General features: G+C 71.1%; 29 protein-coding genes, 3 tRNA genes and 1 rRNA gene. 10 read left to right on the top strand and 23 right to left on the bottom strand.

Annotated elements, in window-relative coordinates; translation table 11 throughout:
* Positions 1-59: ribosomal RNA gene (locus tag HJC40_RS10920) — 16S ribosomal RNA — on the bottom strand; the annotation flags it as partial.
* Positions 60-510: 451 nt separating this feature from the next.
* Positions 511-1,350 (bottom strand): Rieske (2Fe-2S) protein, encoded by an 840-nt coding sequence (locus HJC40_RS10915; protein ID WP_250000727.1) that lies wholly within the window; start codon positions 1,348-1,350, stop codon positions 511-513.
* 97 nt (positions 1,351-1,447) lie between these two features.
* Between HJC40_RS10915 and HJC40_RS10910 the strand changes: the two genes are divergently transcribed.
* Together HJC40_RS10910 and HJC40_RS10905 are read left to right on the top strand one after the other, a co-directional pair.
* Complete coding sequence (locus HJC40_RS10910) at positions 1,448-2,260, top strand: MEDS domain-containing protein (protein WP_250000726.1); 813 nt, start codon at positions 1,448-1,450, stop codon at positions 2,258-2,260.
* Position 2,261: 1 nt separating this feature from the next.
* Positions 2,262-3,269 (top strand): serine hydrolase domain-containing protein, encoded by a 1,008-nt coding sequence (locus tag HJC40_RS10905; protein WP_250000725.1) that lies wholly within the window; start codon positions 2,262-2,264, stop codon positions 3,267-3,269.
* A gap of 191 nt (positions 3,270-3,460) precedes the next feature.
* Here the strand turns inward: HJC40_RS10905 and HJC40_RS10900 are convergent, their stop codons facing one another.
* Both HJC40_RS10900 and HJC40_RS10895 read right to left on the bottom strand, forming a co-directional pair.
* On the bottom strand, positions 3,461-4,102 hold the full coding sequence (locus tag HJC40_RS10900; protein ID WP_250000724.1) for a hypothetical protein: 642 nt from the start codon (positions 4,100-4,102) through the stop codon (positions 3,461-3,463).
* Complete coding sequence (locus HJC40_RS10895) at positions 4,099-4,464, bottom strand: PadR family transcriptional regulator (protein WP_250000723.1); 366 nt, start codon at positions 4,462-4,464, stop codon at positions 4,099-4,101. The genes HJC40_RS10900 and HJC40_RS10895 overlap by 4 nt, the downstream gene beginning before the upstream one ends.
* Before the next feature lie 138 nt (positions 4,465-4,602).
* Here HJC40_RS10895 and HJC40_RS10890 point away from each other — a divergent pair, with 138 nt between their 5' ends.
* Positions 4,603-6,267: a hypothetical protein gene (locus tag HJC40_RS10890; RefSeq protein WP_250000722.1), complete on the top strand. Its 1,665-nt coding sequence runs from the start codon at positions 4,603-4,605 to the stop codon at positions 6,265-6,267.
* 74 nt (positions 6,268-6,341) lie between these two features.
* On the opposite strand, the gene HJC40_RS10885 is transcribed toward HJC40_RS10890, so the two are convergent.
* From HJC40_RS10885 to HJC40_RS10850, 8 genes are all read right to left on the bottom strand, one after another.
* Positions 6,342-6,686 carry a hypothetical protein gene (locus HJC40_RS10885; protein ID WP_250000721.1) on the bottom strand — a complete coding sequence of 115 codons (345 nt, stop codon included), beginning with the start codon at positions 6,684-6,686 and terminating at the stop codon, positions 6,342-6,344.
* Between the two features lie 173 nt (positions 6,687-6,859).
* Positions 6,860-6,936, bottom strand: a tRNA-Phe gene (locus HJC40_RS10880).
* Between the two features lie 13 nt (positions 6,937-6,949).
* A tRNA-Asp gene (locus HJC40_RS10875) sits at positions 6,950-7,023 on the bottom strand.
* Positions 7,024-7,091: 68 nt separating this feature from the next.
* Positions 7,092-7,164 (bottom strand) — tRNA-Glu (locus tag HJC40_RS10870).
* 149 nt (positions 7,165-7,313) lie between these two features.
* Positions 7,314-8,213 (bottom strand): MerR family transcriptional regulator, encoded by a 900-nt coding sequence (locus tag HJC40_RS10865; RefSeq protein WP_250000720.1) that lies wholly within the window; start codon positions 8,211-8,213, stop codon positions 7,314-7,316.
* On the bottom strand, positions 8,203-8,778 hold the full coding sequence (idi, locus tag HJC40_RS10860; protein WP_250000719.1) for an isopentenyl-diphosphate Delta-isomerase: 576 nt from the start codon (positions 8,776-8,778) through the stop codon (positions 8,203-8,205). Before idi ends, HJC40_RS10865 begins: the two co-directional genes overlap by 11 nt.
* Positions 8,775-10,259 (bottom strand): phytoene desaturase family protein, encoded by a 1,485-nt coding sequence (gene crtI, locus HJC40_RS10855; RefSeq protein WP_250000718.1) that lies wholly within the window; start codon positions 10,257-10,259, stop codon positions 8,775-8,777. Before crtI ends, idi begins: the two co-directional genes overlap by 4 nt.
* Before the next feature lie 22 nt (positions 10,260-10,281).
* A complete protein-coding gene (locus HJC40_RS10850) occupies positions 10,282-11,415 on the bottom strand; it encodes a polyprenyl synthetase family protein (protein WP_250000717.1) in 1,134 nt (377 codons plus the stop codon).
* A gap of 67 nt (positions 11,416-11,482) precedes the next feature.
* Here HJC40_RS10850 and HJC40_RS10845 point away from each other — a divergent pair, with 67 nt between their 5' ends.
* Positions 11,483-12,370 carry a phytoene/squalene synthase family protein gene (locus tag HJC40_RS10845; protein WP_250000716.1) on the top strand — a complete coding sequence of 296 codons (888 nt, stop codon included), beginning with the start codon at positions 11,483-11,485 and terminating at the stop codon, positions 12,368-12,370.
* 1 nt (position 12,371) lies between these two features.
* Positions 12,372-13,697: a deoxyribodipyrimidine photo-lyase gene (locus HJC40_RS10840; RefSeq protein WP_250000715.1), complete on the top strand. Its 1,326-nt coding sequence runs from the start codon at positions 12,372-12,374 to the stop codon at positions 13,695-13,697.
* 167 nt (positions 13,698-13,864) lie between these two features.
* On the opposite strand, the gene HJC40_RS10835 is transcribed toward HJC40_RS10840, so the two are convergent.
* Positions 13,865-15,052 (bottom strand): RNA polymerase sigma factor, encoded by a 1,188-nt coding sequence (locus HJC40_RS10835; RefSeq protein WP_250000714.1) that lies wholly within the window; start codon positions 15,050-15,052, stop codon positions 13,865-13,867.
* 4 nt (positions 15,053-15,056) lie between these two features.
* Entirely contained in the window at positions 15,057-15,428 is a 372-nt protein-coding gene (locus HJC40_RS10830) for a YciI family protein (protein ID WP_250000713.1), read from the bottom strand.
* A gap of 100 nt (positions 15,429-15,528) precedes the next feature.
* On the opposite strand from HJC40_RS10830, the gene HJC40_RS10825 reads away from it, so the two are divergent.
* Positions 15,529-15,951 carry a nuclear transport factor 2 family protein gene (locus HJC40_RS10825; RefSeq protein WP_250000712.1) on the top strand — a complete coding sequence of 141 codons (423 nt, stop codon included), beginning with the start codon at positions 15,529-15,531 and terminating at the stop codon, positions 15,949-15,951.
* 22 nt (positions 15,952-15,973) lie between these two features.
* On the opposite strand, the gene HJC40_RS10820 is transcribed toward HJC40_RS10825, so the two are convergent.
* Entirely contained in the window at positions 15,974-16,870 is an 897-nt protein-coding gene (locus HJC40_RS10820) for a LysR family transcriptional regulator (protein ID WP_250000711.1), read from the bottom strand.
* A gap of 70 nt (positions 16,871-16,940) precedes the next feature.
* Between HJC40_RS10820 and HJC40_RS10815 the strand changes: the two genes are divergently transcribed.
* A complete protein-coding gene (locus HJC40_RS10815) occupies positions 16,941-17,969 on the top strand; it encodes a TDT family transporter (protein ID WP_250000710.1) in 1,029 nt (342 codons plus the stop codon).
* A 107-nt stretch (positions 17,970-18,076) separates the two neighbouring features.
* Positions 18,077-18,385 carry a hypothetical protein gene (locus HJC40_RS10810; RefSeq protein WP_250000709.1) on the top strand — a complete coding sequence of 103 codons (309 nt, stop codon included), beginning with the start codon at positions 18,077-18,079 and terminating at the stop codon, positions 18,383-18,385.
* Between the two features lie 41 nt (positions 18,386-18,426).
* On the opposite strand, the gene HJC40_RS10805 is transcribed toward HJC40_RS10810, so the two are convergent.
* Together HJC40_RS10805 and HJC40_RS10800 are read right to left on the bottom strand one after the other, a co-directional pair.
* Positions 18,427-18,816 (bottom strand): hypothetical protein, encoded by a 390-nt coding sequence (locus HJC40_RS10805; protein WP_250000708.1) that lies wholly within the window; start codon positions 18,814-18,816, stop codon positions 18,427-18,429.
* A 52-nt stretch (positions 18,817-18,868) separates the two neighbouring features.
* Positions 18,869-19,288, bottom strand: coding sequence for a PaaI family thioesterase (locus tag HJC40_RS10800; protein WP_250000707.1), 420 nt, complete (start codon positions 19,286-19,288; stop codon positions 18,869-18,871).
* A gap of 94 nt (positions 19,289-19,382) precedes the next feature.
* Here HJC40_RS10800 and HJC40_RS10795 point away from each other — a divergent pair, with 94 nt between their 5' ends.
* Positions 19,383-19,631, top strand: a complete 249-nt coding sequence (locus tag HJC40_RS10795; RefSeq protein WP_250000706.1) for a hypothetical protein — start codon at positions 19,383-19,385, stop codon at positions 19,629-19,631.
* 9 nt (positions 19,632-19,640) lie between these two features.
* On the opposite strand, the gene HJC40_RS10790 is transcribed toward HJC40_RS10795, so the two are convergent.
* The 4 genes from HJC40_RS10790 to HJC40_RS10775 form a co-directional block, all read right to left on the bottom strand.
* Positions 19,641-20,909, bottom strand: a complete 1,269-nt coding sequence (locus HJC40_RS10790; RefSeq protein WP_250000705.1) for a PrsW family intramembrane metalloprotease — start codon at positions 20,907-20,909, stop codon at positions 19,641-19,643.
* Positions 20,906-21,472, bottom strand: coding sequence for a hypothetical protein (locus HJC40_RS10785; RefSeq protein WP_250000704.1), 567 nt, complete (start codon positions 21,470-21,472; stop codon positions 20,906-20,908). The genes HJC40_RS10790 and HJC40_RS10785 overlap by 4 nt, the downstream gene beginning before the upstream one ends.
* Positions 21,473-21,533: 61 nt before the next feature.
* The gene (locus HJC40_RS10780; protein WP_250000703.1) at positions 21,534-22,100 is read right to left on the bottom strand and encodes an RNA 2'-phosphotransferase; all 567 of its coding nucleotides are present in this window, start codon (positions 22,098-22,100) and stop codon (positions 21,534-21,536) included.
* Positions 22,097-22,873: a methyltransferase domain-containing protein gene (locus tag HJC40_RS10775; protein ID WP_250000702.1), complete on the bottom strand. Its 777-nt coding sequence runs from the start codon at positions 22,871-22,873 to the stop codon at positions 22,097-22,099. Before HJC40_RS10775 ends, HJC40_RS10780 begins: the two co-directional genes overlap by 4 nt.
* A gap of 18 nt (positions 22,874-22,891) precedes the next feature.
* On the opposite strand from HJC40_RS10775, the gene HJC40_RS10770 reads away from it, so the two are divergent.
* The gene (locus tag HJC40_RS10770; protein ID WP_250000701.1) at positions 22,892-23,293 is read left to right on the top strand and encodes a PPOX class F420-dependent oxidoreductase; all 402 of its coding nucleotides are present in this window, start codon (positions 22,892-22,894) and stop codon (positions 23,291-23,293) included.
* Positions 23,294-23,379: 86 nt separating this feature from the next.
* On the opposite strand, the gene HJC40_RS10765 is transcribed toward HJC40_RS10770, so the two are convergent.
* Positions 23,380-23,589, bottom strand: coding sequence for a BldC family transcriptional regulator (locus HJC40_RS10765; RefSeq protein ID WP_014687221.1), 210 nt, complete (start codon positions 23,587-23,589; stop codon positions 23,380-23,382).
* A 271-nt stretch (positions 23,590-23,860) separates the two neighbouring features.
* A complete protein-coding gene (locus HJC40_RS10760; protein WP_250000700.1) occupies positions 23,861-24,700 on the bottom strand; it encodes a hypothetical protein in 840 nt (279 codons plus the stop codon).
* Positions 24,701-24,818 lie beyond the last annotated feature (118 nt).

Below are 24,818 nucleotides of genomic sequence, written 5' to 3'. Positions count from 1 at the left end.
TGCATGTGTTAAGCACGCCGCCAGCGTTCGTCCTGAGCCAGGATCAAACTCTCCAACAAAATCTTTGGAAAAGCGTCCCGGCAACAAAATAATGTTGCCAAAGGAATCTCCCACCTAACCTGCACCATCCCTCCCGAAGGAGAAGAAAGTGACAAGCCGGCCGGGGTCTTACTAATTGGCACTGGCTTATCAAGCACCCTGTTGAGTTCTCAAAGAACAACCACACCCGGCTAACCGCTCCGGGGCACTCGCTCAACTTTACTAGGCCCTCCCGGGGTTGTCAACCGGTTTTTCCCGGTTGGTCCCGCTTCGTCCTAGTCACCCCACGGTCCGAGGCGCGCAGCGTTGCTGCGATCCGCAGTCCGTAGGATTTGGCAGGACGGCCGGAGCGGATCTCTCCGCTGCCTCGCCCGTTTCCCTGCCGGCTCGGAAAACATTACACGCGCGTTGCCCGGGCTCCAAATCGGGTACCAGTGTCTCGCATCTGTGCAGCTCAGCGCTGGGAAACCGTCATGGTTGGGCCACCTCGACCTGACCGGCCTCGACCCGGACACGCAGCAGCGGTTGGTCGTTGGCCGCCGGACCGTGGACGGCCACGCCGTCACGGAGCCGGAAGGTACTGCCGTGCCAGGGGCACACCACACAGGCGTCCCGTCCCTGGCCGACGACCTCCCCTTCGCCCAGTGGTCCGGTCTCGTGGCCGCACCGCTCGAGCATCGCGGTGACTTCGTCCCCCTGGCGCCACAGCAGCACGGGAACGTCGTCGGGCAGAGTCCGTACGGCCGGCTTGCCCTCGGGGAGGGAAGCGAGCGACCCGACGGACGTCCACTCCGCAGGCACCCGGTTGAGGTCGGGCGCCGCCTGGTTCATGCCACCGGCCCGGGCGTACGAGAGGTGGCCGCCGAGATAGGCGCCCATCCCGGCCACCGACAGCCCGGCGTAACTCAGCACCCGTCCGGACCGGCCGCGGGACCGGGCCACCAGGGAAGCCGCATAGAGGCCGACCGCCACCACGTTCGCCGTGGCGTGCACCAGCCCGACCCGCTGCTTGTCCTTGGTCATCTGGGACCAGTCGGTCCAGCCGGCCGCGGCCGCCGGGGCCACGGTCGCCGTACCGACGGCGATCAGGGTCGTGGCGGCGCGGCGCTGACCCGGCAGCAGGTCGAGCACGGCGGCCGACATGAAGGCGCCGACCGGCAACTGCACGAGCACCGGGTGGAGGGGATGCCCCAGCCCCACGCCGTGCAGCACGTCCCGCACCCGTTCCGGCGCCGACACGATCACGGACTGCACCTTCTCGATCACGCCGTCGAAGGAACGGTTCTTCTCCAACCGGTTCAAGAGCTGCATGAGAGGACGTTTCCCGCTCGCACGCGTGCGAAACCCCGCGGTGGGCATGGCGGTGAAGCGGCCCGGGTACCTGGGCCAGGGTCGGAGGGAGAGCGTCATGACGTCGGTGGACCAGCTGGAGCCCGGTGATCATGCCTGTCTGACCTATTCCGAGCCGGAGGAGCGGCTCGACCTGCTCGCGGCCTTCGTGAGCGAGGGCCTGCGCCGGGGTGAGCGGGTCCTCTGCTTCACCGACTCGCCGGTGGCCGCGGACCTGCGCCGGCAGGGAGTCGACCGGGGCGAGACCGTGCTCCCGGTGGAGGAGTTGTGGGGGCCGGGGTCGGCGCCGAGCGCGGCGGCCATGGTGCGCCGGCTGAGTGACGAGCTCGGTCAGTCGCCCCGGGGCCTGCGGGTCAGTCTCGACATGTGCTGGGCCGCTCGTCCGCAGGCGGGCGCCGAGCAGCTCCTCGTCTTCGAGAACGAGGTGGCCAAGCTCTTCGCGGACGGCGGGCTCACCGCGCTCTGCGAGTACGACCGGGAGGCGTTCGATCCGGTGACGCTGGCCTACGCCGCGAGGACGCACCCGCGTACGGTGGCCGCGGCCGTCTATCACGAGGACGCTGAGCTGCGGATCTGCCGTCAGCACGTGCCGCCCGGCATCCGGATGACCGGATCGCTGGACGTGAGCCGGGCCGGCGCGTTGCGCGACGCGCTGTCCGAGGCCGTGCGGCTCGACCCGGATGTGCACCTGAACCTCGGGATGCTGCACTCGCTCGACGACGGCGCGGCTGCCATGATCGTCCGTGCCGCGGCGGGCCTTCCCCGCAACCGCCACATGATCGTCGTCGGGGACCGCCGGATCGGGCACACGTTGCGCGTCGCCGGGGCGCACGGCGTACGAAATCTGAGGGTGCTGGAAAGGGACCGCTGACGTGATCGCACCGGGTTTCGAGGCGGTGGCCGAGGCGTTCGCCACCGAGCCACGAGGCGGCTCGGCGCTGACGATCCTGCGTGCCGGCGAACCGGTCGTCGAGCTGGTCGAGGGCTGGCGCGACACGGCCCGCACCGATCCGTGGCGGCCGGACACTCTGGTGCAGGTCTACTCGACCGGCAAGCCGGTCATCGCGATGGCCGTGGTGCTGCTGGCCGACCGTGGCCTGATCGATCTGGACGCGCCGATCTCGGCCTACTGGCCGTCTTTCCGAGCCCCTGCTTCCGTACGTCAGCTGCTGTCCCACACTGCCGGGCTCCCGTCGTTTCCGGTGAGCCGTCCGGCGTCCGCGTTCGGCGACTGGGATCTGCTCTGCGGCGACCTGGCCGAGGCCGCCCCCGAATACGAACCGGGCAGCGTGGCCGCCGAACACGCGTTGACGTACGGCCACCTGCTCGGCGAACTGGTGCGCCGGGTCGACGGCCGGACCCCCGCCCGGTTCGTCGCGGACGAGCTCCCCTTCGACTTCGGCTTCGCGCTGTCCGATGAGGACATCGCCCGCTGTGCCGACCTGGAGTTCGACGCCCCCGACTGGCCGGCCCGCAACGCGGGAGCCCCCGGTTCACCGAAGGAACGGGCGATCGCCAACCCGCCCGGCGCCCGGGATCTGGCCGTCGTCAACAGCCCGGAGTGGCGCCGCGCCTCGGTGCCGGCGGTGAACCTGCACGCGAGCGCCGACGGCATCGCCCGCTTCTACGCCGCCCTGCTCGACGGCTCGCTGCCCGCTGTGGCCGTGCCCCAGTACACGGGCCCGGACCTCTTCATCGGCGAGGACGTCACCTGGGGCTTAGGCGTGCAGATCGAGCCCGACGGCACCTGGGGCCATGGCGGCCTGGGCGGCTCGGCGGGGTACGCGGACCCGGCCCGCGGCTTGGCCATCGCCTATGTGAGCAGGCGCCTCGGCGACTTCGCGGTGCTCGACCGCGTCGACGCGGCACTGCCCCGCTGAAAAGTCTCATCCGCCGGCCCGCCCGGCCGATTCTGAACCTTCGCGGAAAGAGGGTTCACCAGGAGAGTCGGTCGTGAGGGAGCGGTGGCGGTCCAGGGCTGGTGCCCGCCACACTCACGGTCGTCTCCGCTGCCGATGCCCGCGACGTCGTCCCCCGAGGCCGGCGTCGCGGGCATCGTCTGTACGTGTCGTCAGGCGTGCGTGAGGGACCAGCGCCGAGCCGCGGTGATCACGGCGGCGAACCCGGCGATCGCCAGCGCGATCTCGATCAGGACGATCGCGATCGAGGTGCTGTAGCCGGTCACCCGGGCGAACATCATGATCAGAGGAACCAGGACGACCGCGCTGAGTGGTGTCAGTGCCGCGATCGCCGCCGCGGTGCGCCCGATGGCCGGGAGGTGGCGCAACAGGATCAGCACCCCGATCACTGCGCCGCCGAGCGCCACCAGCCCGATGCCGCCGTAGTAGATGCCGGCCGCGAGCGCCGGGGGCATGGTGAAGTCGGCCGGCCGATTGAACGCCTGGACCACGATCGTGTAGACACCGGCCACGATCAGCACGCCGACGAGGACTCCGACCACCGCGCCGGCCAGGGCGGTCGCGGCGATCTGGCCGTACCGTGCCGGCACCGGCCGCAACCCGGACTCCTCGACCAGCCGGCGGGCGAAGACGGTGACGTCGCCGTCGATCAGTTCCTCGGTGGGCACCCCGTCAGCCAGGGCCGCTTCGAGGTCGAGTCGCAGGTCGGCGGCGAGCGCCTGACGATCCCGTGACCGCAGGCCCAGCCTGCGCCACTCCCGGGCGGCGGCCGTGATCGCCTCGTCGATGGTCATCCTCGGCTCCTCGCCTGGCTGGGGTCGTCGGCCAGGACGCGGCCGACGACATTGACGAACTCGTTCCATTGCGCGGTCCAATCCGCGAGCCGCTCACGCCCGGCGCCGGTGACCGCGTAGATCTTGCGAGCCGGGCCGTGCGGGCTGTCCTGCACTTCCTGAGCGACCAGGCCGAGCCGCCGCATGCGGGTGAGCAGCGGATAGATAGTGCCGTAACCGGCCGACGGGAAACCGGCCTCGCCGACCCGCCGCACCAGCTCATAGCCATGGCCGGGATGCTGCGAGAGCAGCGCCAACAGGCACATGTCGAGCGCACCGCGCAGCAGTTGAGCCTGCCGATCCGCATCTCCGCCATCTATCATGCGACACATAATAGCCAGCTATTCGGCGGCGCACAATAGTGGAACACCGCGCCCGTCGACGGGGCTGCGTGCGAAGTGAGCGGCCTCTATGCTCCGGAGCGCTCCGGTCCTGGGAGCTCTTCACGGGAGGACCTGCTCATGTACCACAATCTCGGGCGGCGCCTGGCTCTCGGCGCCGTTGCCCTTGCTGCCGCTGCGGCGGTCGGCGTGGCCGCGCCGGCCCAGGCCGCCGGCCCTGCCATCACCATCGGGATGCTGGATACCCGGGTCCCTCAGGGTCCGGGCTACGCCGGCGTCCGCGCGATCATGTTCTCGGATCAACCGATCTCCGTGCCGCGGGCGCAGTTGACCTTCGAGCTGTCGGCCGGCTTGGAGGGCATCCGGGTCAGCGACAGCCAAGGCGAGTGCAGTTCGGCCTTCAAGCCGATGTACACCTGCGACTACAGGTTCGGCTTCAAGCTGGGCCCGGATTCGTTGTCCCTTCCGTCGCCGGAGGGGCCGTACCCGTCGCTCTCGCCCGAGCTGATCGCGTCGTCGGAGGCCAAGGTCGGCCAGACCGGCACGATCACCATGACCTTGACCGCCGAGGGCCTCGCGCCGGTCACCAAGACCGCGAAGGTGACCGTCGTCGAGAAAGTCGACCTGAGCGCCGCCGGTCCCCGCGATCCTGAGCTCACCGTCAAGCGCGGTTCCTCGTTCGACCAGACCCACCAGGTCAGGAACGAGTCCGACAAGGTCGTGCACGGCGCCGTGGTGACTCTCGATCGCGGTGACCTGTACGGCACCACCGACCCGAAGCGGTTCTCCAACTGCCTGTACCGCGGCGACCAGGTGAGCGCGTGCACGTTCGATCAGGACCTGCAGCCGGGCACGACCTATGAGGTCCGCCTGCCGCGCCGCCTGCGCCCGGACGTCCCCGCGCCGGTGAAGTTGAGCGAGAGCATCCGATGGATGACCCCGGCCGACTTCGACGACCTGGTCGAGAGCTACGACCAGCTCAGGAACCCTCCCTTCGGGGACGAGGGGAACGGCGGCACGCTGTCCCTGACCCCGGTGATGTCCGCGGCCCGGCGTGCGGACCAGACGGACGGGTCCCGCGGGAACGAGTCGCAGATCCTCACGATCACGTCCGCGGGTAAGCAGGGCACCGACTTCGCCGCCCTGGGAACCGAGGCCAAGGCGGCCGAGGGCGACACGGTGAGCGTGCCGGTCGGGCTGCGCAACCACGGTCCGGCCACACTGGACAGCGGCTACATCCCGCAGAACCCGAACGGCTACGTTCCCGGGCTGCCGGCCGCGGCCGCGGTCGTCACCTTCCCGGCCGACACCGAGGTCGTGGAGGTTCCGAAGCTCTGCGTCGACGGCCACCGCCTCGCCAGCCGTCCCGATGCGGTCACCCCTCGGTACCTGTGCCGCAGCTCGTCGAGGTTGTTCAAGACCGGCACGACCGAGACGTGGACGTTCGGCGTGAAGCTGACGGCCGAGCTGCGGAACGCCGAGGGCCTCGTCGAGTCCAACCCGGCCTGCTGCGCGCTTTTCACCCGCGACATCAACACCAAGAACGACACGGCAAAGATCGTCTTCAACCCGCTCAGCGCCGGCGGCCCGGGCACCGGCAACGGTGACGGCACCGGCGGCGGGCCGGGCAGCGGCGGCGAGGGCGGCACCGGCGGCGAGGGCGGCGGTCTCCCGATCACCGGCCCGCAGACCGGGCTGCTCGGCGGCGCCGCGGCCGTCCTGATCGCCGCGGGCGCGTTCGGGTTCGTCCTGGCCCGGCGTCGTCGGACGCGGTTCGAAGCCTGATCGGCGCAGACAGAAGCAAAACGCGGTAGAGCCCGGCTGGGCCCTACCGCGTTTTCTTTCGCCGGGGCGGGCGCCTACTTGTCAGGTTCGATCTGTGAGCTGGTGACTTTCCCGTCCTCCACCTCACAGCTGAACTGCCGCAAACCGGCGTCCTTCATGGCGAACTCACCGGACACCGTGATCACCTCGTCCCCGTCGACCCGGAACGACGACTCCTGCCACACCTTTCGCCACGGCGTCGGTTCGACCGCGTCAACTTCGGTCTTGCAGAGCTCGACAGCTGCGTCATGCCGTTCCCTGAGGGAGTCGGGCCATAGCGTGATCGCCGCGACGATCGCCACAACCACCAAGGTGACGAGCGCCCAGAAAACCGGACGACCGCGTCGGGTGCCGGGCTGGTACGAGACGGGCTCGGTCATGAGTGACATCCGACCATGGCGAGGTTGCGCCCGGGCGATGCCGGACAGCGGCCGACAGATGGCTCGTTCACCAGGAGCCGCACGGGTGGCTTGATCTTTGAGGCAGGCCGGACAGCAAAACGTCCACCGAGCGTTTCCGCTGGTGGACGATGCTCAGTGCCCGGCGAGAGGCCTGGTGGCCAGGGGCGGGGTCGAACCGCCGACCTTCCGATTTTCAGTCGGACGCTCGTACCAACTGAGCTACCTGGCCTTGACGTGCGTTGCGGTCCTGACGGGACTTGAACCCGCGACCTCCGCCTTGACAGGGCGGCGAGCACTCCAACTGCTCCACAGGACCTTGCTTGTTCATCTTGCTCGGTACTTCTTACCAGTCAGCCTAGCGACTGCCTGCCGCTAACCTACCAGTACCCCCAACGGGATTCGAACCCGTGCTACCGCCTTGAAAGGGCGGCGTCCTGGGCCACTAGACGATGAGGGCAACGCCGTCAGTATTGCACGTCTGCAATGCTTTTCGGCTTTGACCCCAACCGGGCCCCCGCTTGAGGCTTGGAAAGCATACGTGATCCACCGCCCGCATTCCAAACCGGTATCCCCCTTCGTGCGGCGACGCCCTGACCAGGGCGAACGTCAGCGGACGGCGGCGGCGACGGTTTTCACGGCGTCGTTGAGGCTGGTGAGCTGGAGCACGCCGGGGGGCAGCGTCGCGGGCCAGCCGGGGCCGGCGGCGGCGGTCAGCAGGGGCGGATGGGGCAGCGCCGTGACCCGGCCCAGCTGGTCGGGGTCGGAGCTGGTGGGCGTCTGCGACCAGAGCACGACGACCACGGGACCGGTGCGGGCGATCGCCTCGGCCAGGGCGGTGGGTGGCACCCGGGCGCCCAGCAGGCGGCTGGGCACCCCCACCTCGGCCAGGGCGGCGGCCAGCGCTTCGAGCGGCAGCGTGTGCAGCTCCTCGTCGGCCGCGGCGAGCAGGACCTTCGGTGGCACCGAGCTGTCGGGGCGGCGCACCGAGCCGAGGACTTCGGTCAGCGTGCGCGAGATCAGGTGCTCGACCTCGACGAAGCGCTTGGTGGCCTCGTAGCGCTCGCCGATGCCGATCAGCACGGGCGTCGCCACCTCTTCCCAGGCCCGGATCACTCCGCAGTCGGCGATCACCATCTCGAGGATGTCGCGCATGGCCGACGCGTCCAGGCGCATGGCGGCGCGGGCCAGCCCCCGGGCGGCGGGCTCCACCGATCCGAGGGCGATGGCGTGGCCGCCGCCGTCCCGGGCCTGCCGTGGGGGAACGTCGTCGACGGTGAGAGGGGTCCGCTGCGCCCACGCGGCCGCCTCGGCGGGGGTGACTCCCTGGGCGGTCAGCCGGCGCATCACCTGCAGGCGGTCGAGGTCCTGCTCGGTGTAGCGGCGGTGGTGGCCCGGCACATGCTCGCTCGGCCCGAGGCCGTACCGCTGATGCCACGTACGCAAAGTGGTGACCGCCACCCCGAGACGGCGGGCGACGGCCCCTGCGGTGAGTCCCTCACCGGCCATCGGGATGGGCGGAACGGACCTCAACCGCCTCGGTCGCCTCGGCCAGGCGCTGAGTGACTCCGAGAAGCCAGGGGGCGTACGACCGGGAGTCGCTCTCCATCTCGCCGAGCAGCCCGGGCAGCGACGTCCATCGCAGGCCGGCCACCTCGTCCGGATCGGGCACGGGCTGCACGTCTGCGGGGAGGTCGCCCACCAGCACGTGGTCGTACTCGTATTCGACGCGGCCGGTCGCCGGGTCCTCGGCGTAGTAGGCGTACACGCCGACCTCGGTCAGCGGCACGTCGGCGATCCCGACCTCCTCGATCAGGCGCCGGGCGGCCGCCACGTCGAGCGCCTCGCCGGGCAACGGGTGCCCGCAGCATGTGTTGGCCCAGCGCAGCGGGAAGCGGGTCTTGGCCGCCGCCCGCTGCTGCAACAGCACCTGCCCGGACTCGTTGCGCAGGAACACCGAGAACGCCCGGTGCAGACGACCCGGGGCGCGGTGGGAGTCGGCGACGGTGGCCGTGCCGACCGCGTGGCCGTCGGCGTCGACCAGCTCGACCAGGTGGGCCTCGCGCGCGGTCACGACTTCACCTTGGTGATGCGGGCCGCGGCCAGCTTGCCGGAGATCAGCACCATCGGCACCCCCACGCCGGGCTGCGTGCCGGAGCCGGTGAAGACCACGTTGTCGAGGCCGGGGTGCAGGTTGGAGGGGCGGAACGGGCCGGTCTGGGCGAACGTGTGGGCGGCCGCGAACGGCGTGCCGGCCGCCATGCCCTGGTCCTCCCAGTCGGCCGGCGTGATGATCTGCTGCACCTCGATGCCGTCGCCGAAGCCGACGTAGCCCCGCTGCTCCAGCGTGCGGACCAGTGAGGACGCGTACCTCTCGCCGAGGCCGCCACGCCAGTCCATCGGGCCGGCGACGAGGTTGGGGGTCGGTGCGAGCACGTAGTAACTCTGCCGCCCGTCCGGTGCGGCCGAGGGATCGGTGTGGGTCGGGTTGGTGACCAGCAGCGAGGGGTCGCTCATCAGCAGCCCCTTGTCGATGACCTCCTGGAACGTGCCGCGCCAGCTGCGTCCGAAGTGGATGTTGTGGTGCGAGATCTTGCTGTAGCTCTGGCGCGACCCGATGTGCAGAACCACACAGGAGGGTGAATACGTCAGGTTGCGCTGACGCCCCGGCTGGGGCAGGAGGTCGCGCTTGGCGACGGGCAGGTCCGGGTTCAGGACGACCACGTCGGCCGGGATCCGTGAGCCGTCCTCGGTGATCACGGCGGTGGCCCGGCCGTTGACCGTCTCGACCTCGGTGACCGTGGTCGAGTAGCGGAACGTGACGCCGTGCTTCTCGGCCGCGCCGGCCAGGGCGCGCGGGACGGCGTGCATGCCGCCCTTGGGGAAGAAGACGCCGGCGACCGAGTCGAGATAGGCGATCACGGCGTAGATGGCCAGCGCGTCGTGCGGCGCCAGACCGGCGTACATGGCCTGGAAGGAGAAGATCCGCTGGGTGCGCGGGTCGCGGAAGTACTGGTTGATCTTCGGCTGGAGCCGCCGGAACCCACCCATGCCCAGCAGCTTGAGCAGGTTGAGGTTGACCAGGTCGATCGGGGTGTCCAGGTTCCGGTCGATGAAGTTGTTGCGCTCCAGCTGCCACAGCTGCCGGGCGAAGTCGACGAACCGCAGGTAGCCGTCGGCCTCGCGGGGACCGCAGACCCGGCTGATCTCGGCCGCCATCCGGACCGTGTCGGTGCGGACGTCCAGCGTCGAGCCGTCGGGGTAGAACGCCCGGTAGGCCGGGTCGAGCGGGGTCAGCTCGAGCCAGTCGGACAGGTTCTCACCGACGGCGGCGAGCGGCTCGGCGATCAGCTCGGGCATGGTGAGCACGGTCGGACCGGTGTCGAACTCGTACCCCTGCAGGTTGAGCCGTCCGGCCCGGCCGCCGGGCACGGCCTCGCGCTCGACGACGGTGACCTGCCGGCCGGCCGCGGCCAGATGCAGGGCGCAGGCCAGTCCGGCCAGTCCAGCGCCGACCACGACCACGTGGTCGGTCGGTCCTGTAACGGTTCTCATCGTGTGCACCTCCGGGTGGACATCATGCCGGGCGGTGCGTGACGCGAACCGCCAGCTCGATGAGCGCCGCACGCGCTTGTTCATGGATGGGGGCCTGGGCCAGCGCGGCGACGCCGTCGGCGACCCGCTCCTGGATCATCGCTTCGAGGCGCGCGGGCGCGCCGGTCTCAGTGATGACGCGAGCGCGCCGCTCGATCTGGGCCTTGGTAAAGCCGCCGGAGCCGTCGGCGGGGTTGACGGCTCCGGCGGGGTCCAGGGTGAGCTCCGCCCGCTGGGCCGGGGTGGCCAGCTTGCGGGCGAGCATCAACAGGGTGGTGGGCTTTCCGGTACGCAGGTCGTCGCTCGCCGGCTTACCGGTCACGGCCGGGTCGCCGTACACACCCAGCAGGTCGTCCCGCAGCTGGAAGGCCTCACCGACGGCGAGCCCGTAGGTGCCGTAGGCCTGGTGGGACTCGTTCTGCGGGGAACCGGTCAGAGCCAGCCCGAGCTGCAACGGGCGCTGGACGGTGTAGCTGGCCGTCTTGTGCCGGGCGACGAGCAGGGCGCGGTCGACCGACCAGGCGCCGGGCTGACTTTCGCCGAGAACGTCGAGATACTGCCCGGCGATCGCTTCGACGCGCATGCGGTCGTAGCAGGCGCGGACGGTCGGCGGCGAGCCGGCGCGGGCCAGCAGCTGGTCGGCCCACACGAGACAGAGGTCACCGATGAGGATGGCGGCGGCGGAGCCGAAGCGCCCGGGGTCGCCGACGCTGCCGTCCTCCTGGTGCTGGTCGGCGAAGATGCGGTGGGCGGTGGGCCGGCCCCGGCGGGTGTCGGAGTCGTCCATCACGTCGTCGTGCACCAGCGCGAAGGTGTGCATGAGCTCGAGCGCGGCGAAGGCCGGGAGCACCGGCTCGACCGGCGCGTCGGGTCCGGCGATGCCACGCCAGCCCCAGTACGCGAAGACGGGTCGCAGTCGCTTGCCGCCGGCGTGCACCAGCTCGCGGGCGGTGCGGGCGAAGCGGCCGAGGGCGGGGTCGATCGCGTCGAGTGAGGCGATCTGGGCGGCCAGGAAGTCGGCGAGCGTCCCCTGAATCGCGTCGATCAGCGCGTTCGGCGAGGCGCCCTGCCGGGGTATGCCCCGATGCAGGTTTCCCTCGAGCGTGTGATTGGCCACGAGCTGTACCGTACCCTTACTTTGAAGTTGCGTCGATTCGTGCGTCGTTTTTTCTCCGGAGGCTTCCGTGGACATCGATCTGGCTGCTGCCTACGAGCGCTGCCGTGAGCTGCACAAGCGCCACGGGCGTACCTACTACCTGGCGACCAGGCTCCTTCCGGCCTGGAAACGACGCCACGTGCACGCCCTCTACGGATTCACCCGGTATGCCGACGAGATCGTCGATCAAACCTCCGAGCTTCCTCCGGCCGAGCGGGCGGCCCGGCTCAACGAATGGTCCGGCGCCTTCGTCGCCGGACTGCGCGGTGAGCCGGTCGACGACCCGCTGCTACCAGCGGTTCTGCACACGATCGCGGTTTTCGATCTTGATGTCGACGACTTCGCGTCGTTCCTGCGCTGCATGGCGATGGATCTCACAGAGACCTCGTACGCGACGTACGACGACCTGCTCGACTACATGGAGGGCTCGGCCGCCGTCATCGGCACGATGATGCTGCCGATCCTGGGGTCACGGGACCCGGTCGCGGCCCGCGAGCCCGCCCGTCAGCTGGGCTTCGCCTTCCAGCTCACCAACTTCATCCGGGACATCGCCGAAGACCTCGACCGCGGCCGGGTCTACCTGCCCGAGTCGCACCTCGGCCGGTTCGGCGTCACGCGCGACGACCTGGCCCGCGGCGTCATCACACCCGCGATCAAGGACCTCATCCGGTACGAGATCGGGGTCGCCCGCGAGCACTACGTGGCCGCCGCCCCCGGCATCGTCATGCTGGAGCCCGCGTCGCAGGCCTGCATGCGCACGGCGTTCGCGCTCTACGGCGGCATCCTCGAGGAGATCGAGGCGAACGACTACGACGTGTTCGCCCGCCGCGCGACCGTGCCGAACCGACGCAGGGCCGCGGTCGCGATGCGCAGCCTGCTCACCCGGGCCGGCACCCCGGTGCGGACGGCCGCCTGAGATGCGCACCGCCGTCGTCCTGTTCACCCGCGACCTGCGGGTACGAGACAACCCCGCCCTCGCCGCCGCCTGCGCGAACGCCGAGCAGGTCGTACCGCTGTTCGTGCTCGACCCGGATCTCGGCAAGCTCTCGCCCAACCGCACCCGCTTCCTGCACCAGTCGCTCGCCGACCTGCGAGCGGCGCTGCGGGAAAGGGGCGGTGACCTGGTGATCCGGATGGGCGACCCGGTGGCCGAGACGATCGAGCTGGCCCGCTCGGTCGGCGCCGAGGGCATCGGCATGGCGGCCGACGTCAGCCACTACGCCCGCCGCCGGGAGGAGCGGATGCGGGAGGAGTGCGAGCGGCACCGGATCGCGTTGCGGCTGTTCCCCGGCCTGACCGTGGTCAACCCGGGCGAGCTGCGGCCCGGCGGGGGCGGTCCCTCGTACCGGGTCTTCTCGCCCTACCACCGGGTCTGGCGGGCGGCCCAGTGGCGGGCCGAGGTCGCCACGCCCGACCGGATCACCCTGCCGCAGGGCGTCGCCACCGGCCGGCTGCCGGCGATCCCGGAAGGCGAGTCACCGGACGCGGCCGCGGGTGGCGAGACCGAGGCCCGCCGCCGGTTCGCGACCTGGCTGCGGCACCTCGGCCCGTACCCCGAGCTGCACAACGACATGCCCGCCGACGGCACCAGCCGGCTCAGCCCGTATCTGCGGTTCGGTTGTCTGTCTCCTTTGGGGCTGGCTCGGGCCGCGCTCCAGCAGGACGCCGACGACTATGTGCGGCAACTGTGCTGGCGCGACTTCTACTACCAGGTCGCGCTGTCCTTCCCCCAGCTGTCGACCAGACCGCTGCGGCCGAACGGCGACACCGAGTGGCGCGACGACCAGGACGCGCTGCGGCACTGGCAGGATGGGACGACCGGGGTGCCGGTGGTCGACGCGGGGATGCGCCAGATGCGGGCCGAGGGCTGGATGCACAACCGCGCCCGGCTGATCACCGCCGCGTTCCTCACCAAGCATCTCGGCATCGACTGGCGGCCCGGCGTGCAGTGGTTCTTCCGCTGGCTGCTCGACGGGGACGTGCCGAACAACTCGGGCAACTGGCAGTGGGTCGCGGGCACCGGGAACGACACCCGGCCCTACCGCAAATTCAATCCGATTCGTCAGGCTCAGCGGTTCGACCCCGAAGGCGTGTACGTTCGGCGCTACGTACCCGAACTCAAGGGAGTCGAGGGCGGCGCCGTGCACCAGCCCTGGCGCTTGCCGGACAACGTCCGGCGTGGCCTCGACTACCCGGGGCCGCTCGAGTCACACCGAGATGAGGCGGTGTGGCTGCGGCCGTGACCCCGCCCGGTACGCCCGGGCGGGTCCCAGCGGGGTCCGCCGGCCCGTTGCGTCCGTCATAACGTTGCGGTCGGCGGGCCCCGCGCCCTGTTGCGTCGCGAAGCCAGGACCATGTTTCCCCCGCCCGCCGGGTAGTCATGCACACCGGCGCGAACTGCTCTACGGGCTCAGCGCAGGCGAGCCGCTCGCGACTCGAGATAGCGCTGCTCAGGGAGGCTCAAGGTCTGCCGGGCGGCCAGCAGATACTCCTGCCGGGCCAGGGCGAGGTCGCCGGCGCGCTCCAGCAGATGGGCCCGGACGGCGGCGACCCGATGATGGCCGGCCAGGGCGGGATCGGCAGCCGCCTCCTCCAGCGCGCGCAGGCCGATCAGCGGCCCGTCGACCTCGGCCAGGGCGACGATGCGGTTCAGCGTGACCATCGGGCCCGGGGCGAGCGCCTGCAGGAGCCGGTACAGCTGGAGGATCTGCGGCCAGTCGGTGCCGGCCGCGGAGGGGGCCTCGGCGTGCACGGCGGCTATCGCGGCCTGCAACTGGAACGGGCCCAGCTCGGTGTCGCGCAACGCGGCGGTGATGATCTCGACGCCCTCCGCGACGGCGGCCCGATCCCACCGGCTGCGGTCCTGCTCGGCGAGCGGGACGAGGGCGCCGTCGGGACGCGTGCGGGCGGGACGCCGGGCGTCGGTCAGCAGCATCAGCGCCAGCAGGCCGGCCACCTCGCCGTCCCGCGGCCGGCGGGCGTGCAGTTGCCGGGTCAGCCGGATCGCCTCGGTGCTCAGTTCGACGCGGTGCAGCGACGACCCCGAGCTGGCCGTGTGGCCCTCGTTGAAGATCAGATACAGGACCTGACGGACGCCGGTGAGGCGCTCGGCGAGGTCGGGCGGCAGGACGAAACGGGCGCCCGCCTCGCGGATCGTGCGCTTGGCCCGGCTGATCCGCTGGCCGACGGTCGCCTCGGGCACGAGCAGGGCACGGGCGATCTCGGCGGTGGTCAGGCCGCCCACCGCGCGCAGGGTCAGCGCCACCTGGGAGACGGCCGTCAGGGCGGGATGACAGCAGAGCACCAGCAACGTCAGTTCGTCGTCACCGCGTACGGCCGGAACCGGATCCGGTGGCAGCGCCTCGCGCCGCCGCCGGGCCTGCTCGTTGCGCAGCGACTCGATGCGACGGCGCGACGCGACGCGGATCAGCCACGCGCGCGGATCGTCGGGCACCCCCTCGGCCGGCCACTGCCGGGCGGCCGCCAGCAACGCCTCCTGCACCGCGTCCTCGCTGGTGTCGAAGTCGCCGTAACGACGCACCACCGCGCCCAGCACGCCCGGCGCGGCGGCCCGCAGCACCTCTTCCAGCGGAGTCAAGGGGTCAGAACTCCCACCCGCTCATGTCCAGGACGGGGCGCACCTCGACCTCGGTGTTCGCCGCGTCGGGCACCTTGGCGGCCCACGCGACAGCGTCGTCCAGGCTGGGCACGTCGATCAGATAGAAGCCGGCGAGGTGTTCCTTGACCTCGGCGAACGGCCCGTCCGACACGATCGTCCGGCCGTCGCGGACCGAGACGAACCGGGCCAGCGACGGATCGGCGAGGCCCTCACCGGCGACGTGCACCCCGGCCTCGGCCATCTCCTCGTTCAGTTGCAGATGACCGCGACCGAAGGCGGTCCGCTCGTCGTCGGACATCGCGTCCCAGACGGCCAGGCTGCGCGGGTTCGACTGGATGAGAATCAGGTATTTCACGGGTCATCTCCTTTGCCTCACCCAGCATGTCGAAGCCGACCGGCCGGTTTCGACGTCCCGGGTGAAGTTCGCCGAAGTTCCGAGAAGAGGAGACAAGACCATGCGCGAGATCCGAGAGGTGATCGAGGGGCGGGCCGCCCGGCTCGGCCAGGGCGACGTGCGGGGATTCCTGGCCTACTCGGCGCCCGAGGTGGTCACGTACAGCCTGGCGCCGCCGCTCGGTGAGCGGGTCGACAGCAGCGACCCGCTGCCGATGGAGCAGTGGCTGGCCACGTTCGAGGCGCCGCCGCGCCGCGAGGTCACCCAGCTGGAGATCACCGCCGACGGTGACGTCGCGTTCGCCACCAGCATCGACTCGATGAGCGCGACCCCCAAGGGCACGACCGACGCGTTCACCCTCTGGTATCGGGTGACGCTGGGTCTGCGCCGCATCGACGGGCGCTGGCTGGTCGTGCACGAGCACGAGTCGGTGCCGTTCCTGATGGACGGCTCGTTCGCCGCCGCGACCGACCTGGAACCATGATTCGTACGGGTCGGCGCCGGTCTCAGGCCCGGCGGGCGATCGCGTACAGGTCGCGGGCCGGCCCGATGAGCTGATCGGCGGCCCGCCACACCGCGCGCAGGCGTCGCTGCAGCGGGACGGCGGCCGGCACGGCCACCAGCGTGCCGGCCGCCAGCTCGGCGATCACCGCCAGCGAGCTCAGCACGGCCACCCCGGAGCCGGCGGCCACCGCGTGCTTGATCGCGGTGGTCGACGACAGCTCGAGCAGCGGCGCGGCCGCGATCTGGTCGCCGAGCGCCTGGTCGAACGCACGGCGGGTGCCCGAGCCGGCCTCGCGCGACACCAGCGGGGTCGCGGCCAGCTCGGCCGCCGTGACCGCGCGGCGGCGCCGGGCCCACGGGTGCGCCGGCGCGACCACGACGGTCAGGCGGTCGGTCGCCACCACCTCGGCGTGCAACCCGGCCGGCAGGTCGGGTCCCTCGACGAAGCCGAGCTCGACCTGACCGTCGAGCACGGCCGCGGCGACCTCGGCCGAGTTGGCCGCGTGCAGGGTCACAGCGAGTTCGGCGTGGGCCGCGCGGAGCGCCACCAGCCAGGCCGGCAGCAGATATTCCGCGACGGTCTGGCTGGCGGCGACGGTCAGCCGGCTCTCGTGGGTCGCCCGCAGCGCCGCCAGGCCGACCGCCAGCGCCTCGGCCGCGTCGACGGCCGAACGGGCCCAGTCGGCCACCAGCGCGCCGGTCGCGGTGAGGGTGGAACCTCGCGGCGTGCGGTGCAGCAGAGTCAGCCCGGCCCGTCGCTCGAGCTCGCGCAGGCGGGCGCTGGCGGCCGGCTGCGAGATGCGGTGCTCGGCCGCGGCCCGGCCCACACTGCCCAGCCGGGCGACGCTGAGCAGCAGGTCGAAGCCGGTCAGGTCGGCGATGAAGGGCGGCAGAGGCATAACCGGAGCTTATGACCTCAGGGGGGATCGCCGCCTACCGGATCATCGTGGCGGGCCGCAGGGTGGAGACATGATCGGACCCAACTGGTTCGCCTCCGTCATGGGCACCGGGATCGTCGCCACCGCGGCCGCCACGCTGCCCGTCCACCTGCCCGGCCTGCGCGCCTTCGCGACCGTGATGTGGCTGCTGGCCACGCTGGCGCTGGCCGCGGTCGTCACCGCGTTCCTCCGGCGCGGCACGAGCAACGCCGGCGATCCGGTGCTGGTCCAGTTCTGGGGTGCGCCACCGATGGCACTGATGACCGTCGGAGCGGGCACCCTGCTGCTCGGCCCCGGCCGGTTCGCCGTCACGGCCTCCCTGGTCCTCTGGAGCGCCGGCACTGTGCTCGGCCTCATCGTGGCGGTCGCCGTCCCGTACCGGATGATGACCCGGCCCGGCGCCGGGCCGGACGCGGCCTTCGGTGGCTGGCTGATGCCGGTGGTGCCGCCGATGGTCTCCGCGGCGACCGGCGCGCTGCTCGTGCCCCACGTGCCGGACGGCCGCGACCTGCTGCTGGGCTGCTATGCGCTGGCCGGGATCAGCCTGATCGCCTCGCTCGTCGTGATCACGCAGATCTGGACGCGGCTGGTCGGCCACCAGGTCGGCGCGGCCCGGATGGTCCCGACACTGTGGATCGTGCTCGGCCCGCTGGGTCAGTCGATCACCGCGTTCCACCTGCTGGGGCGCTCGGCCGAAGGGGTGTTGCCCGAGCCGTACGCCGCGGGCGCCCAGATGCTGGCGCTGCTCTACGGCGTACCCGTTCTGGGGTTCGCGCTCTTCTGGGCGGCGCTCGCGGCGGCGATCACCGTGCGGACCGCGCGGACCGGACTGCCGTTCTCGCTGACCTGGTGGAGCTTCACCTTCCCGGTCGGCACGGTGGTGACCGCCACCGGCGGACTGGCCGCCCGAACCGGCTCGCCCGTGCTCACCGGGCTCGCTGTCCTGCTCTTCGGTGTCCTGGTCACGGCCTGGGCCGTCGTCGCCACCCGCACAGTCCGCGGCCTGCGTCGCGGCGACCTCCGCCAGCCCGCCCCGGCTCCAGTGGTGGCCACGGTCTGACACCCATCTGCCGAACCGGGCACCGGCCCAGGCCTTGAAGCGCGCTGTGCGGTCGATAAGAGTGAGCTGCAGGGCGTCAAGGGGTCCGGCGGGTGGAGGAGGACGGCGTGCTGACATTCACGAACGCGGCCGAGCAGGCGGCCTGGAGCATGGCGGAAGCGCTCAGTGAAAAGGCCTTCGCCGCGATGAAGAACGCCGAGGAGGCTCAGGAGGTGTTCCGGTCCGGCCGGATGGCGATGCGCCGGCAGTTCAAGGCCCGGGGTCTCTCCGAGGTCGACGCGGCCATCCGCTGGAAGAGCACGTCGCAGGCCCAGTCGGCGCTGGCCGACCACGAGTTCTACATGTCGCTCGCGTCGATGTACAACGAGGCCGCGACCGCCCAGTACGCCAAGGCGCTCTATCTCAAAGGGCGCTGAATCTCGAAGGACGCTGAATCTCGGCTGAGGACGCCGACGGATCAGGCGGCGCGGTGGCGCAGCGTCGCCACCGTCGAGCCGGCCAGGGCGAGCAGGCAGTCGGGCAGCTGCCCGTCGGCGATCGCGGCGCCGAACAGGGCCTCCCCGGTGGGGATGTCCCCGTTCACATACGCGCTGACGAACCGGGCGACCCAGCGCTTGTCGTACCGCGCGTCGTCGATGCCGGGGAAGTCGAGCGTCCACGCGCCGCCCGACGGAATCTGCCCGACCATCGTCGCGGCCAGGCACCAGGCGACGTCATAGGCCCCGACGATGCCCGAGCGGTCGACGACCGAGTCGAACGTGCCGACCACCGCGTCACTGTCGCCGCTCAGCGCACTCCGAAGCACGAGTGCCGCGTCGTCGATAGCGTGCTGTGGTACCTCGGTCACGAGAAAGAAGGTACGTGGAACGGTCAAGGTCTGCCTGTCGGGACCGGAAAATTCAGGCTCCGCGGAGCAGGCAGGTGATGCGGGCCGTACAGACGCGTTCGCCGCTGTCATCGGTGATCACGATCTCGTACGTCGCCATCGTGCGCCCGCGGTGCACCGGGGTGGCCACGCCGGTGACGACGCCGGAACGCGCGGACTTGTGGTGCGTGGCATTGATGTCGACGCCCACCGCGAACGGCCGGTCGACGGTCTGCCCGTGCATGACCGCCCCCACCGAGCCCAGCGTCTCGGCCAGCACGCACGACGCGCCGCCGTGCAGCAACCCGTACGGCTGGGTGTTGCCCTCCACCGGCATGGTGCCGACGACCCGTTCCGCGGAGGCCTCGCTGAGCTGGATGCCCATCCGCTCGCCGAGCGACCCGCCACCCCCGGCGGTGAGGAGCTCCTGCACGCTGTCGGCCGCTATGTCCATTCGATGAACGTTACCGGCGTCACTCGGCTCGCGGCGCTGTGACTTGGGTCTTACTCTTCCCTGCGACCATGTACGCGATATGCCGGGAGGCCTGATGACCGAGCCGCAGGAGACTGTCGAGACACGCGGGAACGACCGTGTCGACCTGATCGCCCAGGACGCCAACGGCGACGGCAAGCCCGACGTGTGGGTGTCCGACACCGACGGGGACGGCAAGCCTGATCTGTTCCAGTTCGACACCGACGGCGACGGCAAGGTCGACATCACGATGGTCGATCTCGACGAGGACGGGAACCCCGACCAGATCGTCGACGGCGACGGCGGGCACCCGCCCGTCGTCTAGAGCGACGCCTCAGGCTCCGCCCAGTGCGCTCAGGGCGACCCAGAGGACGGCGATCGCCACGACCGTGGTGACGACCGTTTCCGCTCTGTGCCGCCAGGAGACCCGACCGGCGACGGCCTCGGCGTGTCCGAGCTGTCGCAGCACCGCCCGCTGCTCGCGGACGGCCGCCTCCCAGGAGGCGGTCGATCCCGCGTCCGCTCGGCTGAGCTCGACCGCCAGCCGGGCCTGGGCGCGCTGCAACCGGCGGACGGCCGCCGCCGCCGTACGCCCGGCCCGATCGGCGGCCAGCCGGCGCGCGGACGCCCGCCGCGACCCCGACCGGAGCGCCTCCAGCTCGCCCGGGGTGACCAGCGCCGGATCGGGCAGGGTGGCCAGCCGGCCGACGTAGTAGTCGGCCTCCCGGTCGTGCGCGTGCCGCACCAGCAACAGGATCAGCAGCAGCGGCGGCAGGCCTTTGATCAGCAGCACACCGAGCAACGCCAAAACCCCGTTGCCCAGCCCGTCGACGAACAGCGGCGCGTTCCAGAGCACATGTGAGGCCCAGGCGCCGAACACGGCCAGCACCGCGACGCCCATCCGGTGCGGCCGCCCCCGTTCCCGGCTCACCACCAGATAGCCGATGCCGGCCCCGGCCAGCGCGCTGAAGAGCGTGTGGCTCCAGATGCCGCCGAGGAAGCCGCGCAGCAGGAAGGTCGCGATCACCGGCTGCAGCTGGTCGCCCTGTCCGGCCAGGGCCACCGCCCCGACGGCGAACACGATGTCCTCGGCGATCTGGAACCCCAGCCCGACCATCGCGCCGTAGACGACGCCGTCGAGCACGCTGTTCACCTGGGCGCGGGCGATCAGCACGATAGCCACCACGCCGAGCGTCTTGGCGATCTCCTCGACCGAGGGCCCGGCGAGGGCGGCGCCCCAACTCGCGGCCAGGCCGGGTGAGCCGAGTTTGGCGACGAGGTCCTCGAGGGCGACGCCGCCGGGGATCGACACCGTGGTCGCCACCAGCCCGCCCCAGGCGAACGCCAGCACCAGCAGCCGGGTCGGCTCCCGCTCGAAGAAGTCGAGCTCGGCCACGAAGAGCCAGAAGGGCACGGCCAGCAACGCGAAGAGCAGCAGCGAGAGGGCCGTCGCCTTCGGGTACGAGGTGAAGAACTCTCCCGCCAGCCGGGCCATCCACAGCCCGCCGGCCACCAGCACGGCGAGCACCACCCAGAACGCGGGCACCCGGACGAGCGCGACCTCGCGCGAACCGTCGGCCGGCCGCACCACCGAGGCGGTCACCGCGGCTCGTCCGTGCGCCGCAGGGTGCGGGTGCTCGCCTCGATCTGCGGCAGGCTGCGGCCGAGGTCGAGGTCGTTGCCGCTGATCGTCACCTCGATGGTGAGGCCGCCGTCGACGAAGACCGCGTAGCGACCGCCCCGGCCCGGCGCGGTGTAGCCACCCTGCAGACCGGCCAGCCCACCGGCCGTGCCCACGGTCAGCTGCGCGCTCGTGACCTGGTAACCGGTCGTGTCGACGATTCGCTTCCGCAGGCGCTCGGCCGCCGCGGCGAGGTCGCCCCGGAACGGCCGGACGGCGATCGCATAGCGCACCGGTCCGAGACGGAAGAGAACCGTTCCCTCGGAGTCGCCGGGTCTCGTGCCGGTCACGTCGACGGTGGCGCCGCGCGGCGGCACGACGGTCACCCCGGCGCCGACCGGATAGGGCCGGCCGTCGGGGACCGCCCGCTCGGCCGGGAGCGACCGGTCGATCGCCGGCAGCCCGAAGGCCAGACCGCCGAGGGTGGCGACGACACCGAGCGCACCGAGGAGATTCGTCAGCTGACGCCGGTTGATCCTCGCCATGCCCCCACGCTAACGGCGGGTGCGCGGCACCGTGACGTACGGCCATTGTGGAGACCGAACGTTACGGATTTGTCCGTTCTGGCAGGAGGTACCTCGACGGCACTTCGGTAGTCAGCCAGACCCTGTTGGCGCTGAGGTGGAACACGTGCCCGGCCGCCGCCATCTCGCCGGCGGCCACCCGCAGGACGGCCACGTCGGCCGAGCGGCGGCGGCCGACGACCAGGGCGGTCGGCACGTCCACGGAGAGGTGCACGTGGTGGCGGCTGCGCGACCGCAGCCCTTCACTCATGATCGACGCGAGGTTGATCCGGGGCGTGCCGTGATAGAGCACGGGCGGCGGATCGGCGGGCGGCAGGTCCAGGTCGACAGCCACCCGGCGGGAGTGCCCCTGACTGGCCCGGATCCAGTCGGCGCCGTCGTCCCGGCGGGCGATGGCGAAGCGCGACTTGTCGTTGTGCTCGACGACCGCGTCGAGCTGGTCGCGCGAGATCTCCAGCGCGGCGAGCAGGTCGCCGACCGGCACCCAGCCGTTCGCGTCGAGGGTCAGACCGGCCGCGTCGGGCCGGTGCCGCAGCACGAGAGCTATCCGCCGGCTGATCCGCACCTGGTCCCGGGTCAGCGCGGTCACTCCGTCAGCTCCATCACCGCAACGTAGTACGGACGGTCGATGTCGTCGATGGCTTTCAGGCGCCACCGGCTGCCGGCCAGCAGCGTCTGCAGCTCGGCGGGCGAGCAGTTCAGATAGTCGAACCACTCGGTGGCCAGCAGGCGGTAGCGCAGCCGCAGTCGCAACTGCCCGCCGAGCCGGCCCCGCTCCCGGTTGCGCCGGTGATAGCTGACGTGCACGGGATCGGTGGTGCCGTACGGGTCGGTGCCCTGCGCGATGAGGCGCGCGCCCGGGTTGGCCAGGCGGGCCAGCGCGTCGAGCAGGACGGGAGCCCGTTGCGCGCTCTCGAGCAGACCGAGGTTGTTGCCGAGCAGCAGGAAGGTGTCGTAGCGCGCGCTCGCCGAGGCGTACGCGTCGACGGTGTTGAGAACGGTGTCCCGCAGCCCGCGCGCCCGGGCGATCGCGATGGCTCCGGCCGACGTGTCCAGGCCGGTCACGGCCATGCCCCGGCGCTGCAGCTCGAGGGCCGTGCGCCCGGCCCCGACACCGATGTCGAGAACGTGCCCACGGCACAGGCGCAGCGCGCGGTGGTCGTGCGGTTGCCACTGGCCGGGCTCGGCCAGGTAGTGATCGGCCGGCGCCCCGTTGATCAGCCCGTCGTCACGCTCGATCACCTCGATGACCGGCCGGGGCACCCGTCCGCCGGCGAGCGGCCGCGGCCCCACGCCGGTGTGCACCGCGTACGCATCTTTGATCATCTCGCCGAACACGTCGCCGATGGGTGGCTCATCCATGGTCACTACCCTTGGCGCATGGCCACACTGGAGCAACTCGGTTCGGAGAAGTACGTCCTTCTGACGACGTTCCGGAAGGACGGCTCACCGGTGGGCACTCCGGTCTGGGTGCTGCCCGACGGGACGGGCGTGGCGATCTGGACCGAGAGCCGCTCCTACAAGGTGAAGCGGGTTCGCAACAACCCGCGGGTCACCGTGGCGGCCTGCGACTTCCGCGGCAACGTGCGCGGCGAGACGGTCGAGGGCACAGCCCGGATCGTCGGCGACGCCGAGCGCGACCGGTTCGCCAAGGTGCTGGGCCGCAAGTACTACGTGACCGGCATCCTCGGCTCGCTCCGCTACCGGCTGCTCGGCCACCGGGACCGGATCACCGTGATCGCGGTCGCGCCGGCCCAGGGCTCCGCCACCGGGGCGCCCTGACGCCCCGCGGCGGAGACGAAGAAGGGGCGATCGCCTTCCCCAGCGTTCGCCCCTAGCTACGATCTTTCGTCTCGACTGAGGTAGGTTCAGTCACCCTGACGCTGCGTGGGAATCTGCCCCTGCAGCAGGGCACGAACCTCCGACTCCCGGTAACGACGGTGGCCGCCCAGAGTGCGGATCGCACTCAGCTTGCCTGCCTTCGCCCACCGGGTGACGGTCTTCGGGTCGACACGGAACATCGACGCCACCTCGGCCGGAGTTAGTAGCGGCTCAGGATCATGCGTACGCGATGCCATCGGTCACTCCTCCACAGGTACCTAAAGACATCGGCCGGGGTCCCGCCGGCCGGTGCGTCTCTCATGGTCCGGCTAGTCCCCGATGTCCGACATGGGCCGAACGGACGAACGTCCCCAGATAGACGGATGAAGCATGCCCGATTTTTACGTGTTTTCTACGCCAGATAGTGTCGCGTTTAGTCCGATTATCACGCTTCGGCGGACGGTGATCACGAAGAGTATTCACCTCGGGAGCGTTCCCACGGGCGTCATATCCCCGTATTTCCGCAGGTCAGTTGCAGCGCTCCAGAAGCTGGACAGCGCGCCACCGTTCGACCAGCTTCTCGTACGCGGCCGAGGCGTCGTCGGCGTCACCGCGGGAGAGCGCCGACAGACCCGCCGCCACCACTCCGGGTGAATCGTCACCAGCGAGAACGTCCTCCGGCAGAAGGTTGACGAGGCCGCCGTAGTCAAGCTCGACGATCGACCGTGGGTGGAACTCCTCGAGCCAGCGCGTGCCCTCCTCGACCGCCTCGGTGATCGGGGCGTCGCCGAGCGACTTGCGCAGGACCGCCACCGCCCGGTGCGCACGCCGCCGGGCCTTGGAGATCTCGGTGCGATAGCGCAGCGTGCGCGGGGTGGAGGCGAGGTCGATGACGCGCTCCTCGAGGTCCACGAAGACGAACCAGCGCAGCGGCACACCCCAGGTGGCGATCTGCTCGTGCACGCGGGGCACGCCGTGCTCGAGCACCTTGGCCCCGCTGCGCCAGTCCTCGACGACGGCCTTGGCCTGGCCGGCCAGCACGGGCGGCACGAACGCGTCGGCCAGCACGCTGGGCACGCCGTCGCGCGCGTTCAGGGCCGCCTCGGCGACCCGCAGGCGGAGGTTCCACGGGCAGACCAGCAGCGAGTCGCCCCACTGCAACACGTACGCCTCGTCGGGCAGGTCGGGCAGCCTGGTCCAGCCGGCGCCGAGCGCCTCGAGCACAGCCGACCGCTGGCGGACCGGGCCGTCGACCGGGCCCAGGGCGCGGCCCTCGCGGGCGTATTTGCGCCAGAAAATCTGACGGTCGCGGTCGAAGGCGGTCAGCGGCTCGTAAACCCTCAGGTACGACGCGAACAGTGACGGCACGGCGCGATCCTTTCACGAATTCGGCCGGGTGGAACTTCCCGCGCTGACCCAATCCCGACGGCGTACCCCCGACTAGGCTCGGCCTGTCCGGCCCACCCCAGCCGGACAGACCTGCCCC

This window comes from Actinoplanes sp. M2I2 (assembly GCF_023544445.1).
In the GTDB taxonomy this organism is placed as follows: Bacteria; Actinomycetota; Actinomycetes; order Mycobacteriales; family Micromonosporaceae; genus Actinoplanes.
The sequence above is the reverse complement of the archived record's forward strand: the minus strand, read 5'-3'. Positions and strand labels throughout refer to the sequence as shown.

Coding starts and splice junctions, on each gene's coding strand:
- HJC40_RS10915 (WP_250000727.1), bottom strand. CDS start 1,350: ATGCAGCTCTTGAACCGGTTGGAGAAGAACCGTTCCTTCGACGGCGTG.
- HJC40_RS10910 (WP_250000726.1), top strand. CDS start 1,448: ATGACGTCGGTGGACCAGCTGGAGCCCGGTGATCATGCCTGTCTGACC.
- HJC40_RS10900 (WP_250000724.1), bottom strand. CDS start 4,102: ATGACCATCGACGAGGCGATCACGGCCGCCGCCCGGGAGTGGCGCAGG.
- HJC40_RS10895 (WP_250000723.1), bottom strand. CDS start 4,464: ATGATAGATGGCGGAGATGCGGATCGGCAGGCTCAACTGCTGCGCGGT.
- HJC40_RS10890 (WP_250000722.1), top strand. CDS start 4,603: ATGTACCACAATCTCGGGCGGCGCCTGGCTCTCGGCGCCGTTGCCCTT.
- HJC40_RS10885 (WP_250000721.1), bottom strand. CDS start 6,686: ATGACCGAGCCCGTCTCGTACCAGCCCGGCACCCGACGCGGTCGTCCG.
- HJC40_RS10865 (WP_250000720.1), bottom strand. CDS start 8,213: ATGGCCGGTGAGGGACTCACCGCAGGGGCCGTCGCCCGCCGTCTCGGG.
- crtI (WP_250000718.1), bottom strand. CDS start 10,259: ATGAGAACCGTTACAGGACCGACCGACCACGTGGTCGTGGTCGGCGCT.
- HJC40_RS10840 (WP_250000715.1), top strand. CDS start 12,372: ATGCGCACCGCCGTCGTCCTGTTCACCCGCGACCTGCGGGTACGAGAC.
- HJC40_RS10825 (WP_250000712.1), top strand. CDS start 15,529: ATGCGCGAGATCCGAGAGGTGATCGAGGGGCGGGCCGCCCGGCTCGGC.
- HJC40_RS10820 (WP_250000711.1), bottom strand. CDS start 16,870: ATGCCTCTGCCGCCCTTCATCGCCGACCTGACCGGCTTCGACCTGCTG.
- HJC40_RS10815 (WP_250000710.1), top strand. CDS start 16,941: ATGATCGGACCCAACTGGTTCGCCTCCGTCATGGGCACCGGGATCGTC.
- HJC40_RS10800 (WP_250000707.1), bottom strand. CDS start 19,288: ATGGACATAGCGGCCGACAGCGTGCAGGAGCTCCTCACCGCCGGGGGT.
- HJC40_RS10795 (WP_250000706.1), top strand. CDS start 19,383: ATGACCGAGCCGCAGGAGACTGTCGAGACACGCGGGAACGACCGTGTC.
- HJC40_RS10785 (WP_250000704.1), bottom strand. CDS start 21,472: ATGGCGAGGATCAACCGGCGTCAGCTGACGAATCTCCTCGGTGCGCTC.
- HJC40_RS10775 (WP_250000702.1), bottom strand. CDS start 22,873: ATGGATGAGCCACCCATCGGCGACGTGTTCGGCGAGATGATCAAAGAT.
- HJC40_RS10770 (WP_250000701.1), top strand. CDS start 22,892: ATGGCCACACTGGAGCAACTCGGTTCGGAGAAGTACGTCCTTCTGACG.
- HJC40_RS10765 (WP_014687221.1), bottom strand. CDS start 23,589: ATGGCATCGCGTACGCATGATCCTGAGCCGCTACTAACTCCGGCCGAG.